Below are 15,544 nucleotides of genomic sequence, written 5' to 3' on the forward strand. Positions count from 1 at the left end.
GCTTTCGCTGTTAACCCATTAGACCGACTGACGCGCGCTGGCCAGGTACTTGGCCATTTCCGCCTCCGGCACCATGCCGCCACCGGTCGCCCACACCAGGTGGGTGGCATTGTTCATCTGTTGTGCATTCAGCCCCTGGCTCGCCAGCCACTCAGTGTCAGCCGTTACGCGCCACGGCCCCGGCATACCCGCCAAGGCGGATGGTTCAAGCTGAATATGCTCATGGCTGTCCAACAGCCCCAACAGTGCAAACATCTCGCGGTCGCTAAGGGTATAAAAACCGGAGAGCAGACGCTCCATAGCACGGCCGACAAAACCGGATGCGCGCCCAACCGCTAGCCCGTCCGCCGCGGTTTGGTTATCAATGCCCAGATCCTGTACCGAGATACCATCGTGCAGGCCGGTATGCACGCCAAGCAGCATGCAAGGCGAATGCGTCGGTTCAGCAAAGATACAGTGTACGTGGTCGCCAAAGGCCAGTTTCAGCCCAAAGGCCACGCCACCCGGGCCACCGCCAACGCCACAAGGCAAATAAACAAACAACGGGTGCTGAGCATCAACCTGAACACCACTTTCGGCAAACTGACGCTTCAGGCGGCCACCGGCCACGGCATAGCCCAGAAACAGCGTCTGGGAGTTCTCGTCATCAATAAAGAAACAGCGCGGATCGCTCGCCGCCTGCAAACGGCCCTGTTCAACGGCAACGCCATAGTCCTGTTCGTACTCCACCACGTTGACGCCATTGTCACGCAGCTTCTGTTTTTTCCATTCACGGGCATCTGCTGACATATGCACGCTGACGCTAAACCCCAGCCGGGCGCTGATGATGCCAATCGACATTCCCAGATTACCCGTCGAACCGACGGCAATGCGGTATCCGCCAAAGAATTCGCGAGATTCCGCCGAGAACAACTTGGCATAATCGTCAGTCAACTGCAGCAGCCCGGCTGCCAGCGCCAGTTTTTCCGCATGCGCCAGCACTTCGTAGATACCGCCACGGGCCTTGATCGAGCCGGAAATTGGCAGATGGCTGTCCTTTTTCAACAACAAACGACCGGCTAGCGGCAAGCCGTAACGTTGGTCGAGCGCAGTTTGCATGGCGGGCATCGCGACCACGGCGGATTCAATCACGCCATTTGCGGCTCGGGTTTCCGGGAAGGCGGCACTCAGATAAGGGGCGAAACGCGCCAAACGCTGTTCTGCGTCGGCCACGTCTGCGGCGTCCAGCCCAACAAACGGCAGGCCTACCTGTAAACTGGTCGCTCGTGGGTTGAACCAGGTTACCGGTTTTAGTTCGATCAGTTCCTGCACCAGCGGGAATTGCTTAACCAACTGCTGAATCTGTGTCTTTTCCATGGTTGTTCTCTGCGCTGCATAAGGTTATGCCCTAGGGTGCAGCGATTTTCCCAGGCTGACAAATGATAAAATTTGAGCCTTGCATGAGCAGGATTGATGCAAAAAGATGATTTACTTCAATTTGTCACATACATTAACGCCTTGAGTGATACTGCGTCACCCTAAGCGCCCCGCAGCCAGGAAGAAACTGCGGGGCATCAACCCGGGTAATCTTATCCGCGTGCCGCCGCCTCCAGGCCGGCGATATCCAATTTGACCATCTGCAGCATTGCTTCGGTGACTCTGCGCACCTTCGCATTGTCGGGATCACTCATCAGCTCGGCCAACCGCTTGGGAACTATCTGCCAGCTCAGCCCCCAGCGATCGCGCAGCCAGCCGCATTGCTCAACCTGGCCACCGTCACTCAGCGCTTGCCAAAGCCGGTCTACCTCTGTCTGATCGGCACATTCGACCATAATGGAAAAACTGTGATTGAAGGGATCCAACGGGCCGGCCTCAATCGCGGCATAGCGCTGGTCGCCAAGGGTAAAAGATGCCAGTTTTACGCTGCCGGCTGGGCCGCTGGGAGTATCGGCCGGCAAGGTGGATTGCCAGGTCAGAGAAGAGCCGGGAATCAAGGCGATATAGCAACGCAGCGCCGCTTCCATATCCTTCTCAAACCACAGGTGTTGGGTGATGTTCACGATATCCCTCCGCTATTGGTCCAGAATAGGTTCAAAGCCGCCGAAGATCATACGTTTGCCGTCAAACGGCATTTGATCGCCGAGCGCTTTCATGCGCGGGTCGGCCATCATCTTCTGGTTGGCGTCATCGCGAACCTCTTTTGACGGATATTCAATCCAACTGAACACCACTACTTCGCCGGCTTCAGCCTTAACCGCACCGCGAAAGTCGGTGAGTTTTCCGTCGGGAACATCATTGCCCCAACATTCGACGACCCGCGTAGCCCCAAACTCTTTAAACAGTGGTGCAGCTGCGGCGGCCAGTTTTTGATACGCCTCCTTATTGGCGGCCGGAACCGCCACGACAAAACCATCAACATATTTCATCGGAGTTTCCTCTTGTCGATTAGACAGTCGGGTTGGCACCGGCGGAACTGCCTGTGCCCTCTTCCATTTTAGACCCCATTAGCAGGGTCAACCATTAACGAGGGCGGCCGGGTTTTAGATTTCGGGGGAATGATGCGGCAGGAATTCTGGCGTAGCGACACGGTTACGGCCGCAGCCAGGCTGATATTATTGCTACTTTTTGTGGGCCTGACATCCGTTATGGGGTTATCTGTAAGCAAATTAAAGACACCCAGGAGTGTTCACAGGGTGTCGAGAGGTCAACTGTCATGCCAGAGTGAACCAGCAGGAAAGACAGTTACAATCGTTGTCTGAGGCGTGCCGCTATTTCAGTTTCAGCATCTTCCCGAGCAAAATATCGGTTGATTCGAGCATATCCGTATCGATACCTGCGGAGGGCGTAAAGGTTAATTCGCCGAAAATGGGTTTGCCGTTGGTAATATAGAAATCAACACGGACAAATTCAAAAGGTGAAGATAATTTACTGGCGTACTCGAAGAGAGCATCATAACCCTCAGGTTTCACAAAAGCATTTATCTCCTGCTGACTAAGCGCTAAACAATCCTGGCTGTAGCAAAGAAACTTGAAGTCTTTATCAAAAAAGTAATATTTCGGCATACCTGTCTCTCTGCCAACACAAAGTAATGTGCAGTAAGGGACGCCATGAAAACAGTATATTTTATAATCATCAGGGCCATGCCCACTGGATGACTCTATAAATTTTTCACCTATTATTTTTTTATTTATCTGCTTATAGTTCAGCTCTGCATAGACCTTCCAGTAGTCCTCTTTCATCCAGTTATCAATGGTTTTAGTGGCGTGGGTAACGTCCAGAGACATTTTATCCTGACAAATCAGGTTGTAACCTGAACCATGGTTACCCTTAATCACAAACTTATCTGGCAAGGAACCCCAAGGGATCTCAGCGACTGAATCGCATACGAAGTAAAGTTCATTGAGAATTTCCTCACACCCTTTCGCTTTCAAATACTCTCTGACTGCGTATTTATCCGCACATTGCGTAACCAGCGTATTGTTGCTGTAATCGTTAAGTTTTAGATAGTTTATCTTTTCGTTCCAGGTCACTGGCGGGTTAAGATTTAATCTTTTACCAAACGCTTTTTTATATATTAACCTGGTTTTAAAAGTCGGTGTGAATGTAGCCAATTGGTTCATGATAAATTTATTAATATTCTTTTTCATACAACCTGTCTCATAACTTGAAAAAAGTATTAAAACGGCTCCCGAAAGGAACCAAAGGAGGTTTAAGGCTATTGGCTGTTATTGCTCACTGCGCCATTGAATCATCGCCGGGGCGGTACTCAGATCAAATTTATTCTCGCCCAGAACCCGATTGAGGATGCGGGCCGATCGCCAGGCCACCAGACTGAGCTGAGGATCGGCAATCCCGTGATGGTGCATGCTGGCATTGACGGCAAACAGAGCATTCTCACCCCCCGCCTCGCGCTCAAGAGTAAAATCAGCGGCAAGACGATATTGCCCATCGGCATCGGTTAACACCCGGTCCGTCAGGGAGGCAAGAAAAGCCGGTTGAGCCTGTTCATAACCGGTAGCAAAGATAACCACATCAGCATCCAGGGTCTCACGCCCACGATCAAGATGATGCTGTGTTTCCAACCGATAATAATCATCCTGGCTATTAAGGGCAGTCACGGAGCGGCTGGGTAACAAGCGTACCCAGCGTTTTTCTTGCAGAACATCGAAGCGGTGATACATGGCGCGATAAATAGCCAAAAGAGACTCGCTGGTGATGCCATCGGAGGTCATTTTTTGTTCGCGTAACATCTGTTGTTTGGCCGTGTTACTGAGCGTGTAGAAGTCGTCGACATAATCAGGCGTAAAATACTCGTTAGCAAATGCCGCTTCATCAAGAGCGTTGTAGTTGTTACGTCGGGAGATCCAACTCAGTTGCTCTGGCTGGCCCCACTCGCCCTGAAAAATATTAAGGAACAGGTCGGCTCCGCTTTGACCGCCGCCCACAATAGCCACGCGTTTTCCGCTAAGGTTTGACTGGCGAAACATCATTTCGCTGGCGTGAAAACACCGATCATTTTGTTCCGTCACGCAGTCCGGCAGTTTGACTTTCTTGCCAATGCCCACGCAGACGTGTTTAGCGTAAAACACCTTGTTCTGGGTGGTAACAACATACTGCCGCTGTTGGCTATCAAACTCTACGCGCTGAACGTCCTGGTTGAAAACCAGCGAATCCAGACCCGTAGCAGCCCAGTTGAGGTAATCGGCAAACTCTTCACGTGACACCGTGCGTTGTTCCGTTGTCAGGAAACGGTAGAATTTTTTCCTTTTCACCAGATAGTTGAGGAAACTATAAGGGTTAGTTGGCGAGACGGCGGTCACCAAATCCTTCAAAAAGCTGGTCTGCATGCTGCATTCCGCCAGGATCATGCCTGGATGCCAGGAAAACTTCGGTTTTCGCTCGAGGAATTTGCAATTAAAACCTTCGATTTCGCTGCCAAGCGCAGCAATACTGAGGTTGGACGGACCGATACCAATACCGATAAAGTCCAAACACGGGTTCATTAGTGTACTCCTGATTGAATAAATAGGCTGACAGAGAGATTTATCGGGTCGGGAAAAGAATAATTAAATAATAATCACAAAATGATATTATTATTGTTACCCCGATAATTAAAGACCCATTAATCCTTAAGCCAGTAGTATTATCGCAGAATCATGAAAAAGGCGTGCTTTGGGAAAGAATCTCAATGGGGCAACAGAGGGATTTATAACATATCCCTATGTTAGTTTGCATATTCCACATGGCATCTTCCTTAATTAGACACGGCCTGGTCAGAGTAGCGCTAAAGTTGCACGCTGGCATGTGAAAAAAAATAACATTAAGGCCAAGACACGGGTTGTTAATGTGAAATTAAAAGTGAAATCATAAAATTTCACCTTGGTTTAGATGGTGTTAGGGTTGGGACACAGCCCGTGAAATGCCCTCAACTCAGAAATGAAATAGATAAAATACATTAAGTATCAATGAATTAATAAATTCCACGACGATAAAGTGAGGAATCAAACAAAAGTCTGTATGGTTTCTGACCATTTAAGACATCCCATACGCCTTAGTGGATCAAACAGTATTTTTGCAATTCTTCTGGGAATGCATTAACTGGGAAAGTTGACAATTTAAAATAACTTCCCGTAGAAATTAATTTAGGACCTGGCTCAATCTATTGCGATATTTCTTCTACTTTCAGCGTCAGTCCAAGCGAATGGCGCCGGGCATTCCGTGGTCCCACATATTCACAAATCCGGGGAAATTCCTGAGGAGGAACATCTGGCAAGATTATCGCCGCTGATACATGGCTATACTTAAGGGAGTGTTCAGGATGGAGACAACTGCGATGAAAACAATGCTCCCTGTGCTGTTGATGCTGATGCTTTCCGGCTGTATGGGTAGAGGCGGCCCACAGGATGTACCGCCACCGCCCGTACATAACGATCCACAAACCTGCAATAACACTTCCGCCAGTGCCAACAGCGGCTGCTCGCAGTCCGTGGTACCACCGATGCACTGAGTTTGCTCTGCACCTCAGTGTCGTTAGCCCCCTCTCCTGTGGGAGAGGGTATTATTACGAAGATTGTTCTTCGTCGTTGGTAAGATTTTTCGCCTGTTGCTTCATAAACACCACTTCTTGCGGACTGGACATATTGACCCGTTGCGCGCGAAGCAGCTTGAGGATATTGAACAGCAATTCGCTTTTGGTAGAACCCACCATGCGCGGGCTGGCTACATAACCGGTCACGCTAAGAATAATGCCGTCCGGGCCGAGCTGGCTAAAACGAACATAAGGCGCAGGCGTTTCCTGAATGGCTTCATACTCCTGGTAAGCACTCAGCAAGATATTACGTACCTGCTCCGGATCGATATCCGTCGGGAAGGTCAGCGCGATGGTCACCACACCCTGTGCATTGCCCATGGTGGCATTACGCACGTTTTGAGAAATTAGCTGCGAGTTGGGTACGATCATGGTCGAACGGTCACTGAGCTGGATCTCGGTGGCGCGCACGTTAATACGGCGCACATCCCCTTCCACACCGCCAATACCGATCATATCGCCCACTTTTACCGGGCGTTCGGTCAGCAGGATCAAGCCTGAAATGAAGTTCTTCACAATCTCCTGCAGACCAAAACCGATACCCACCGACAACGCACTGACGATCCACGCCAGATTGTTCCACTGGATACCCAGCGCCGCCAGGGTGATCAGGATCAGCAGCACGTATCCCACATTGCTGAACAGCGTGACCAGTGATGCACGAATACCAATGTCTGAAATGGTTTTCGGCAACAGTTCCTGGCTGAGCCAGCGCTGGGTCACCCGCAGAATATAGATACCAATCGCCAGACAAATAACCGCGTTAATCAGGTTGCCCGGCACAATATTCAGTCGTTGCAGCCCTTCACCGCTGAGGATGGCAATGATCTTGTCCAGCAACGAGTTGGGCGTGGTGGTGCCGAACGAGCCGTTAAACAGCGAGACAATCATTAATAGCAACAGAGAGCATTTGGCAATGGCGGTGAAGATTATCGCCATTTGCTCCAGGTGACGGTCTTTGAAGTTGAAGGACTTTTTAAGCATCTTGCCGCTGGCGGTCTGCGAAGAAAATATCGCACCGCACAGATCGGTGGCAAACATCAGCAGAAAATAAAACGCCATCAGTACCAGGGCGATCCAGATCACCTGGTAGGTCAGGAAGCGGGCGAATGCGATATACCCCACCAGCAGTGAAAACAGGATTATCACCGAGCACACCAGGGTGCTCATGTGCAACACGCCACTGAGGGTAGAGCGCTTCTCTACGTGCTCACCCTGCTGTTCCAGTTGGCGACGAATGCGCTGGGAACGCAACGGCATCGCCAACAACACCATACCGATTAATCCGGCAACCAGACCGTTGCCGAAAATGGTCGTGCCCAGGCTGGCACTCACCACGTTGTTGATCAGCTCAATCGAGCCAAACGCCAAAGCTAACCCGGCCAGCAGCGGCGAGAAATAACGTAAACCCGTGGCTACCGCGTCATCCATGGTGCCCAGACGCCATGACGGACGGTTAAGGGACAGCGTCGCTCGGCCCAGACCGGCAATCAGTGCGCAGAAGATCCCCAACCGATAAAAGCCTTCGGCGAAGTCTTCCAACATTCCCGACAAAGGCTGCACGCGGGTAAAAGTGAAATACAGCAGATTCAGCGCAATACTGGTGGTGATAACCGTAACAGTGACGGTCATCATCGCCATAAAGCTGCGACGTAAACGCCCGTCCGGCAGAAAACGAATACTCACCCAGGCCAGAAAACGCTCGGAGAAATAACGGCCCCATGACCAGATAACCACCGCCAATACCAACAGAGTGAGGGTACCGTAGCGCCACTCTTCCTGCCAACTGGTATCCCAGGCCTGTTTCATGGCCGTATTAAACTCGTCCAATCGCTGCACGTCACTGGCAGCAGGTTGCACCACCGGCGACCAAAACTTGCTGCCAAGCACGCTACCGGTATTCAATGCCAATTGGGTTTTGAAAGCCACGCGACGCAAATCACTGATTTGTTGGCCCAGGTCAATCGCGCCAGCCCGCATGGCCTCTGCGCGTTTCACCGCATCGTCCAACTGTTTTTTACTGTTGTTCAATGTATTACGCTGCTGCACCACGGCGGTGGTTTCAGCCATCGAACCGGCGGCCGGTTGCGGGCCTAATACGTCAAGTTGCCCCTGCAGTTTCTCTTGTGCCGGTTGCAGAGCAGTTGCCAGTTTATCAAGCCCTGCGGCCAGATCGTCGGTAGCCAGCTTCAGTTTACTAAGCTGGTTATCGTTATCGGCTTTGGAGACCTGCTGCTTGATGCTGTCCAACTGCTTTTGATAACTCTTCAGTGCGGTCGCAGGGTCCGGCGGGCTCTCTGCCACTGGGGCACCATCTTGTGCAGCGACGCTGACCAACGGCGCTAACTGCAAGCCAAACAGCAGGAACAGGAAAAGAATAATCTGACGGGGCTTTAACATAAATTCGGTGCTCAGCGTTTGCATGATAGACAGACGAAACAAGCTGGCCGGTATTTACCGTCAAGCTTGGCTAATCATAAACTGTGATTATGATAACTGCTTAATCTGCGCTTAAATATCAGTATTACTCCCATTCAGCATGATTATCCGCACCGTCGCCTCTGTCTGCATATTCCCGACAGAGTGTTCCGCTTACTACACTGATAACCTGAAGGATTTACAGTGGCGTAAGCGGTCAAAGCACTCTATACTCAGCTCACTCATTAACCAACGAAATAAAAGGAGGATTACTATGCCGATGTGTGAATTGTTTTTTTACTCACACTTCTATAGTAATCGCTGCTGCTCAAGCATTACCGGTATCGTGCTGCGATAACCCAGGCTTGAGCGAAGCTGACTAAAATCTGAAGTTCCTTCCCTCCGGCTTACCGGGTTGTCGTCAGCGATGTTTGACGATAGGCATCTGCATGCCTGTAACTCTTGAGTAAGCAATGACCACATTACTATCTGCACAATCTGTCGGTTACGACAACAATTTCGGCCCTCTGCTGGTTGAGGTTTCCTTCAGCCTGAAGAAAGGTGACCGCATCGGTTTAATCGGCCATAACGGCTGTGGCAAAAGCACCCTGCTTAAAATCCTCAGCGGCGATCTGCGTGCCGGTACCGGCAGCGTCACCCCTTCCCACCAGTGTCTGATGGCACGGGTAGAACAGCACCTACCTGAAGCCCTGCACGACCGTACCCTGCTGGATGCGGTACTGGCACGGCTGCCTGAAAATCAGCGTATCAGTGAAAGTTGGCAGGCTGAGGTTCTGCTTTCCAGCCTGGGTTTTGCGCCACCGTCATGGACGCTGACCGCAGGTACCCTGAGTGGCGGCCAGCACACGCGTCTGCTGCTGGCACGAGCATTAATCTGTCAACCGGACCTGCTACTGCTGGATGAGCCCAGCAACCATCTGGATCTTCCTACTTTGCTGTGGCTGGAGCGGTTCCTGCAAAGCTGGCCCGGCAGCTTTGTGCTGGTGTCCCACGATCGCTATCTACTGGATCAGGTCACTAACTGCACCTGGATTTTACGCGACAAGACCCTGCAATTCTTCCGCTTACCCTGCACTGCTGCACGCAAGGCGCTGGAGGAACAGGATGCGGCGGATGCCCATCGCCGTCAGGCGGAGCAAAAAGAGATCGATCGGGTGGCGAAAAGCGCCCATCGGCTGGCCATTTGGGGCAAGGTTTACGACAACGAAGATCTGGCCCGCAAGGCCAAGCAAATGGAAAAGCGCGTTGACCGACTCAAGGAGGAGCAAACCACGCTGAGCGCAGGCAGCCAGTGGCGGCTCAGGCTAAAAGGTGAAGCGCTGGATGCCGATCGCCTGCTGGCCCTGCCACCCATGGAAGTTCGCCCGGCAGTTGACGCACCGGTGCTGTTCCGCCTCGACCCATTGCGGGTCAAAAGCGGTGACCGCATCGCCATCGTCGGACGCAACGGCTGTGGAAAATCTTCCCTGCTGCATCATCTGTGGCGGGAATATCAGGACGTAACCCTGCGGGAAACGGTGTTCCACCCGCGGGTACGCATTGGGTATTACGATCAAAGCCTGCAGCAACTGCACGATGACGACACGCTGAGTGGAGCATTAACCCACTTTGCAGCGTTGACCGAAGAGCAGCGGAAGATGGCGTTGATTGGTGCCGGTTTCCCCTATCTGCGTCATCAGCAACGCATCAGCACCCTGAGCGGCGGAGAGCGTTCACGCCTGCTGTTTGTCGGCCTGACGCTGGCTAACCATTCGCTGTTGTTACTCGACGAACCCACCAACCATCTGGATATGGAAGGCAAGGAGGAGTTGGCGGAGACTTTACGCCAGTTTGACGGCGCAGTCATATTGGTCACTCATGACCGAATGCTGATCGAAAATAGCTGCAACCGTTTCTGGTTGATTGACCATCAGCGGCTGGAAGAGTGGCAGGATCTGGAACCCGTTTACGCCCGCCTGGCAGAAGAACGTGACGCTGTCACTATGACTATCCCAAGTCAGGATACCGTCAATCGTCCGTTGCAGCACGATGACGAGGAACGGCTGTTGGCCGCGCTGTTTGAACTGGAAAGCAAACTACAGGAGGATTTGGCTCGCAAGCCAAAACATCAAAAAACGCAGTTGCAGCAGCAATGGCGCCGTGAGATTTCCACCCTTACTGCACGACTGAATCTGGACTAACTTTTCCAGGCCGCCTGCGGGCGGCCTTTCCAGGAAGCTGCGGTACCGGATTCAAACAACCGATTTGGGTTTAATCGGTTCTACATGTCCCACCGCCCGCGAAATGCTCGGGTAAAGCGCCCGTAACTGGCGCTCTATGCTGTCTACCGCCGCATGCGCTGACGCGATGGAAACCGCCGGGGAAACCCGACAATGGAAATTGACGATAATACCGCCAGCGGTTTTACGTGCGCGGATGTTATGAACGTCCTGCACCATTTCGCCTTTTTCCACCACCGTTTCCAATATCTGACGAATGCTAGCCAGTTGCTCCGGCGCGACATCCTCGCTGGCGATCCAGTGATTTGTCTGGGGTTCCAGGTGGGTTTCGATCTCCGTATCCTCACCAATCGCCTGCCGTAACAGCGTTTCAATCTCACTGGCAATTTCATGCGCCTGCGCCACGTTGGCACTGGCCGGCACGGCCAGATCCATGCTTATCGACATGCGTTCTGACAGTTGCTGCAACGCCAGATTTTGCACAACCGCGCCGTGGTTGGCGGCGATCACCCGGATGCGCGTCGCCATGTCTTCGTCACTACGGGTTTGTGGATTAGCGATTACCGTGGCTTCAGCATTGGCATATTGCTGTTCCAGCCGTTCGGCAATTGACTGCTTCAACGCGTTGATGCGCTCCAGCGGTAAAGTGCGACAGACAGCGACGGTAACCTCAATAAACAAGATGGCACCGGCGTTACGAATGCGGATATTTTCCGTGGCCAGTATCGCCGGGAAGGACTCTAGCAAGACACCGATCTCTTCCTTGGTGCCGGCCGGTGCCGTGTCCATTAGCGAATCAAACGAGCGCTTACCCAATTTCACCGCCGCCACTACGATAAAACCCGCGACGATTAGCGCGGCGATGGCATCTGCGCGGGTGAAGCCCAGCATCACAAACACCATGCCTAACAGCACCACGACAGAGGCAAGCATATCGGAGAAGAAATGCAGTGCATCGGCTTCCAGCGCCGCACTGTCGGTAGCCTTAGCTACGCGATTAAGCGCCCTGACGCGGAAAAAGTCGACCACAATCGAGATCAACAGCACGACAATCACCACCGGAGCGGCGACAATTTCATGGGCCTCCCCCAACAGACTTTTACCGGCCTCATAAACAATCCAGCCCGCCGCCCCCAACAGCAGCAGCACTTCAAACAACGCCGCCAGGTTTTCGACTTTGCCATGGCCAAAATGGTGGTCATCATCGGCCGGTTTGTCGCTGATACGCACCGCCAGCCAGGTAATGCTGGTGGCAACAAAATCGGTAAGCGAGTGGATCCCTTCGGAAATAAGTCCAATACTGCCGGTAAAAATACCGGCAATAAATTTACCGGCTGCCAATAGCCCGCTGGCTATCATGGAATTTCTGGCAACGGACTCTTTTTCGTTTTGCATTTTACGGCTCACATTCAAATAGGTATTTCATTTTTTTATTTTAGTCGACCATTGCCAGACAAAAGCAACCAGCAGCATAGTACCCGAGAATGTCAGTATTAAACTAGGCAGGAATTCTGATTTTCCGGTTGAATAAAAATAAATCTCATTCACACCGACAGAGATCATCAAAATGGCATAAAGTAAGCCAAGAATAAGAAGGATCATGGTGGTTATACTCCCAAAGTCCCCATTGGGCGGTCAGAGTTTAATCGCATCCTCCCCGTAGTAAATAAAACCTTCGGGGAGGATGCATCCAGGCGGATCTTTAGCGTTCATTAATCATCCCATTTAGTGCTCATATAGGCCGCTAACAAGCCCAGTGAGCTGATAATGCTCAGGAATCCTACAAAAATTGTCATATTTCCCATTATTTTTTCCTCGGTTAACTATTATCGATAGAAGCCCCTTTAATTAAAAAACGGGGATTGTCATTACTCATGAGTATTTACGTTCCTCCTTTTCAGTGAGATAAAATACCCGCCCCGGCTACGACACGGAGCGGATGGCGGTTTAAATCCCCAGAATATACTGAGCTATCTTGAAGTAAATAATCAGGCCAGTGCCATCAATAAAGGTGGCGATAAAGGGGGCCGACACCACTGCCGGATCAATCCCCAGCCTCTTGAGCAGCATTGGGATAATCGAGGAGACAATGGCGCTCCAGACGGTGATCGCCACCAGCGACAGGCTGACCACCATCGTCACGTCCATGCCCACCCCCATGATCCAGGCGCGGACCCAGGCGGCGACACCGATGGTGACCGCGATCAATAAGGAGGTAGAAACCTCTTTGCGGATCACCGCGCCCAGGTTACGCAGACTGACCTCACCCAGAGCCATGGCGCGAACCAGCGTGGAGGTAATCTGGGTTCCGCTGTTGCCGCCAGTGCCGATCAACAAGGGAATAAAGAACGCCAGCGCGATCGCCGCTTCCAACTGTTCTTCAAATGCCTTTAGCACATTCCCTGTGTAGGCTTCGGCGACAAACAACATCAGTAACCATACCGAACGCTTGCGCCATAATGCCCAAGGGCTGGTTTCCAGATAAGGTTTATCCAGCGGCAGACTGGCACCCTGGCGCTGTGCATCCTCGGTATTTTCGTCTTCAATCAGCCGGGCAATTTCTTTTTCACCCAACACGCCTACCAGGGTTTTATTGACCACCACCGGCACCACGTCCAGCCCGCCCTTACCCAATAAATGCGCAACATCGTTGCGGTCATCATCGGGTGAAACCTGAAAATAGCTGTGGTTGATCATTACGCCAACGGCTTTATCGTTATCTTCGCATTGCAGTAATTTTTTTACCGAAAGTGTGCCGCGCAAATGATAATCGTCGGCGGTAACAAACAGTTGAGTCGGAATTTCGTCGGTTTTAAGTTGCGAAAGAAAATATTCTTTTGCCTTATTGACCGTCATATTACCAGGAATGGTAATGAAATCGGCGTTCATATAGCCTGCCACCGAAGACTCATCAAGAGTTTCAGCTGAGATCAGCGCCGGGGATGGTGTGTTGTGATGTGACTTCATTATGTTAGTCCCTATTTCTGTTTGAACTTCAACAGCGAATCGCATAGGGGCGTTAACCACAGAGGGAGTGCAGACAGCCTATCTCCGCGTCCAGGTTTTAGCACTATACAACGTATCTGATGTATTCATCAGAAGTTACCTTGGGCTGAACCTTAATCCGATAAAGCCTGTCTTAACCTTGGGCATCTCTCGATGTCGTCAGATCAGTAACCTGTGTTTGTATAGGAGCCTCGCCAAACGAGATACTGCATATAAACTACGGGGGGCAGTATAGGCGCGGTTTTTTATTTTCGGGTAAAAATATGGTTTACCGTTTATGAAACATTTAGAAAAAACTATTAACAGCGGGCCGGATTCCTCCTAAACCGCATTATTAAATCGTCAGTGCGCGATGATATACACGTTTTTATCGTACAGCGGCCCCTGGCGCCCTTCGCATAGGGTTTGACCGCGTAGCTTTGGTTTTGTCGTCAACCGAAGCCTCCAGAGTAGCTTTTCCCCAACCAATCTTCGACCTGTTGGCAAGGTTGTTGCCCCTGCCGTGTGGCTGGGCTGCCGAAACCCTTACTCCAGCCTGCCTTTAGCTATTTTTCATACATTATAAATACTTATGAAATTAGGTGACAGACTCAGTCATATCCGAGAAGCTTAATTTTTCCTTAAGACGAGATGATTATTGGAGCTAAAACCAAAAATAAACTAATACGAATCGTTTTCACTATCATTATTAATGTTCTTATATACAATCGGGGCAGCCCAACGCCCGTTAGGCACATTAGGTTTTTCTTCTTCTTTGCACTCTCTAAAAAGGATGACTGTATGAAGCTGCGTTTCTCTTCTCTCGGCCCGATTGCCCTGTTGGCATCGTCCATGATGCTGGCCTTCTCGGCCAATGGGGCGTCCCCGGATGAAGGCATTATTATTTATAACGCCCAACACGAAAACCTGGTGAAATCTTGGGTGGACGGTTTTACCAAAGACACCGGCATTAAAGTGACCCTACGTAACGGCGGCGACAGCGAGTTGGGCAACCAACTGGTGCAAGAAGGCAGCGCATCCCCTGCCGACGTTTTTTTAACGGAAAACTCCCCGTCGATGGTATTGGTGGATAACGCCAAGCTGTTTGCGCCTCTGGATGCTGCGACGCTGGCACAGGTTGAACCTCAGTACCGTCCGCAACACGGTCGCTGGATTGGCATTGCCGCCCGCTCAACGGTATTCGTCTACAACCCGGCGAAGCTGACCGAAGCACAGTTGCCCAAGTCACTGCTGGATCTGGCCAAGCCAGAATGGAAAGGCCGCTGGGCCGCCTCACCTTCAGGGGCAGATTTCCAGGCAATTGTCAGCGCACTGCTGGAGCTGAAAGGCGAAAAAGCCACGCTGGAGTGGCTGAAGGCGATGAAAACCAACTTCACCGCTTATAAAGGCAATAGCACCGTCATGAAAGCGGTTAATGCCGGCCAAATCGACAGCGGCGTGATCTACCATTATTATCCGTTCGTCGATGGTGCCAAGACTGGCGAGAACAGTAAAAATATTAAACTGTATTACTTTAAACATCAGGATCCGGGTGCGTTCGTCAGCATCTCCGGCGGTGGCGTGCTGGCCTCCAGCAAGCACCAAAAGCAGGCACAAGAATTCATCAAGTGGATCACCGGTAAAAACGGCCAAGAGATCCTGCGCACCAACAATGCCTTTGAATATGCAGTTGGCGTCAACGCAGCTTCTAATCCGAAACTGGTTCCGCTGAAAGAACTGGACGCGCCAAAAGTTGACGCTTCTGCATTGAACGGTAAAAAAGTGGTCGAACTGATGACTCAAGCCGGGCTGATGTAAACCGGTTGATTGGTAC

Annotated in this window: 13 protein-coding genes and 1 riboswitch; of the genes, 3 read left to right on the plus strand and 10 right to left on the minus strand. The window is 51.4% G+C overall.

Going from position 1 to position 15,544, the window contains the following annotated elements; genetic code table 11:
- Positions 1–18: 18 nt before the first annotated feature.
- The 5 genes from ACUTQ5_RS12950 to ACUTQ5_RS12970 all read right to left on the minus strand — a co-directional run bounded on the left by ACUTQ5_RS12950 (position 19) and on the right by ACUTQ5_RS12970 (position 4,982).
- Entirely contained in the window at positions 19–1,356 is a 1,338-nt protein-coding gene (locus tag ACUTQ5_RS12950; RefSeq protein ID WP_445651579.1) for a D-serine ammonia-lyase, read from the minus strand.
- A gap of 212 nt (positions 1,357–1,568) precedes the next feature.
- Positions 1,569–2,039, minus strand: a complete 471-nt coding sequence (locus ACUTQ5_RS12955) for a VOC family protein (protein ID WP_445651580.1) — start codon at positions 2,037–2,039, stop codon at positions 1,569–1,571.
- A gap of 12 nt (positions 2,040–2,051) precedes the next feature.
- Complete coding sequence (locus ACUTQ5_RS12960) at positions 2,052–2,405, minus strand: DUF1428 domain-containing protein (RefSeq protein WP_445651581.1); 354 nt, start codon at positions 2,403–2,405, stop codon at positions 2,052–2,054.
- 342 nt (positions 2,406–2,747) lie between these two features.
- The gene (locus ACUTQ5_RS12965; protein ID WP_445651582.1) at positions 2,748–3,626 is read right to left on the minus strand and encodes an ATP-grasp fold amidoligase family protein; all 879 of its coding nucleotides are present in this window, start codon (positions 3,624–3,626) and stop codon (positions 2,748–2,750) included.
- Positions 3,627–3,704: 78 nt separating this feature from the next.
- A complete protein-coding gene (locus ACUTQ5_RS12970) occupies positions 3,705–4,982 on the minus strand; it encodes a lysine N(6)-hydroxylase/L-ornithine N(5)-oxygenase family protein (protein ID WP_445651583.1) in 1,278 nt (425 codons plus the stop codon).
- Positions 4,983–5,812: 830 nt separating this feature from the next.
- Here ACUTQ5_RS12970 and ACUTQ5_RS12975 point away from each other — a divergent pair.
- Positions 5,813–5,986: a hypothetical protein gene (locus tag ACUTQ5_RS12975; protein WP_445651584.1), complete on the plus strand. Its 174-nt coding sequence runs from the start codon at positions 5,813–5,815 to the stop codon at positions 5,984–5,986.
- Between the two features lie 54 nt (positions 5,987–6,040).
- Here the strand turns inward: ACUTQ5_RS12975 and ACUTQ5_RS12980 are convergent, their stop codons facing one another.
- Positions 6,041–8,467 carry a DUF3772 domain-containing protein gene (locus ACUTQ5_RS12980; protein WP_445651585.1) on the minus strand — a complete coding sequence of 809 codons (2,427 nt, stop codon included), beginning with the start codon at positions 8,465–8,467 and terminating at the stop codon, positions 6,041–6,043.
- 491 nt (positions 8,468–8,958) lie between these two features.
- Here ACUTQ5_RS12980 and ACUTQ5_RS12985 point away from each other — a divergent pair, with 491 nt between their 5' ends.
- Entirely contained in the window at positions 8,959–10,686 is a 1,728-nt protein-coding gene (locus ACUTQ5_RS12985; protein WP_445651586.1) for an ABC-F family ATP-binding cassette domain-containing protein, read from the plus strand.
- 51 nt (positions 10,687–10,737) lie between these two features.
- On the opposite strand, the gene ACUTQ5_RS12990 is transcribed toward ACUTQ5_RS12985, so the two are convergent.
- The 4 genes from ACUTQ5_RS12990 to ACUTQ5_RS13005 all read right to left on the minus strand — a co-directional run bounded on the left by ACUTQ5_RS12990 (position 10,738) and on the right by ACUTQ5_RS13005 (position 13,737).
- Entirely contained in the window at positions 10,738–12,120 is a 1,383-nt protein-coding gene (locus ACUTQ5_RS12990; protein WP_445651587.1) for a cation diffusion facilitator family transporter, read from the minus strand.
- A gap of 27 nt (positions 12,121–12,147) precedes the next feature.
- Complete coding sequence (locus tag ACUTQ5_RS12995; protein ID WP_445651588.1) at positions 12,148–12,327, minus strand: hypothetical protein; 180 nt, start codon at positions 12,325–12,327, stop codon at positions 12,148–12,150.
- Positions 12,328–12,437: 110 nt separating this feature from the next.
- On the minus strand, positions 12,438–12,530 hold the full coding sequence (gene mgtS, locus ACUTQ5_RS13000; RefSeq protein WP_013813036.1) for a protein MgtS: 93 nt from the start codon (positions 12,528–12,530) through the stop codon (positions 12,438–12,440).
- Between the two features lie 142 nt (positions 12,531–12,672).
- Positions 12,673–13,737, minus strand: a complete 1,065-nt coding sequence (locus tag ACUTQ5_RS13005; protein ID WP_445651589.1) for a magnesium transporter — start codon at positions 13,735–13,737, stop codon at positions 12,673–12,675.
- Positions 13,738–13,767: 30 nt separating this feature from the next.
- Positions 13,768–13,941: riboswitch (M-box (ykoK) riboswitch) on the minus strand.
- Between the two features lie 570 nt (positions 13,942–14,511).
- Here ACUTQ5_RS13005 and ACUTQ5_RS13010 point away from each other — a divergent pair.
- Positions 14,512–15,528, plus strand: coding sequence for an iron ABC transporter substrate-binding protein (locus ACUTQ5_RS13010; protein ID WP_445651590.1), 1,017 nt, complete (start codon positions 14,512–14,514; stop codon positions 15,526–15,528).
- The last annotated feature ends 16 nt before the right edge of the window (positions 15,529–15,544 follow it).

It is taken from the genome of Serratia sp. NA_112.1 (assembly GCF_052691715.1).

Excerpts from the sequence above, each read along its gene's own strand:
- ACUTQ5_RS12950 (WP_445651579.1), bottom strand. The coding sequence starts at position 1,356 with ATGGAAAAGACACAGATTCAGCAGTTGGTTAAGCAATTCCCGCTGGTG.
- ACUTQ5_RS12960 (WP_445651581.1), bottom strand. The coding sequence starts at position 2,405 with ATGAAATATGTTGATGGTTTTGTCGTGGCGGTTCCGGCCGCCAATAAG.
- ACUTQ5_RS12965 (WP_445651582.1), bottom strand. The coding sequence starts at position 3,626 with ATGAAAAAGAATATTAATAAATTTATCATGAACCAATTGGCTACATTC.
- ACUTQ5_RS12970 (WP_445651583.1), bottom strand. The coding sequence starts at position 4,982 with ATGAACCCGTGTTTGGACTTTATCGGTATTGGTATCGGTCCGTCCAAC.
- ACUTQ5_RS12975 (WP_445651584.1), top strand. The coding sequence starts at position 5,813 with ATGAAAACAATGCTCCCTGTGCTGTTGATGCTGATGCTTTCCGGCTGT.
- ACUTQ5_RS12980 (WP_445651585.1), bottom strand. The coding sequence starts at position 8,467 with ATGTTAAAGCCCCGTCAGATTATTCTTTTCCTGTTCCTGCTGTTTGGC.
- ACUTQ5_RS12985 (WP_445651586.1), top strand. The coding sequence starts at position 8,959 with ATGACCACATTACTATCTGCACAATCTGTCGGTTACGACAACAATTTC.
- ACUTQ5_RS12990 (WP_445651587.1), bottom strand. The coding sequence starts at position 12,120 with ATGCAAAACGAAAAAGAGTCCGTTGCCAGAAATTCCATGATAGCCAGC.
- ACUTQ5_RS12995 (WP_445651588.1), bottom strand. The coding sequence starts at position 12,327 with ATGATCCTTCTTATTCTTGGCTTACTTTATGCCATTTTGATGATCTCT.
- mgtS (WP_013813036.1), bottom strand. The coding sequence starts at position 12,530 with ATGGGAAATATGACAATTTTTGTAGGATTCCTGAGCATTATCAGCTCA.
- ACUTQ5_RS13005 (WP_445651589.1), bottom strand. The coding sequence starts at position 13,737 with ATGCGATTCGCTGTTGAAGTTCAAACAGAAATAGGGACTAACATAATG.
- ACUTQ5_RS13010 (WP_445651590.1), top strand. The coding sequence starts at position 14,512 with ATGAAGCTGCGTTTCTCTTCTCTCGGCCCGATTGCCCTGTTGGCATCG.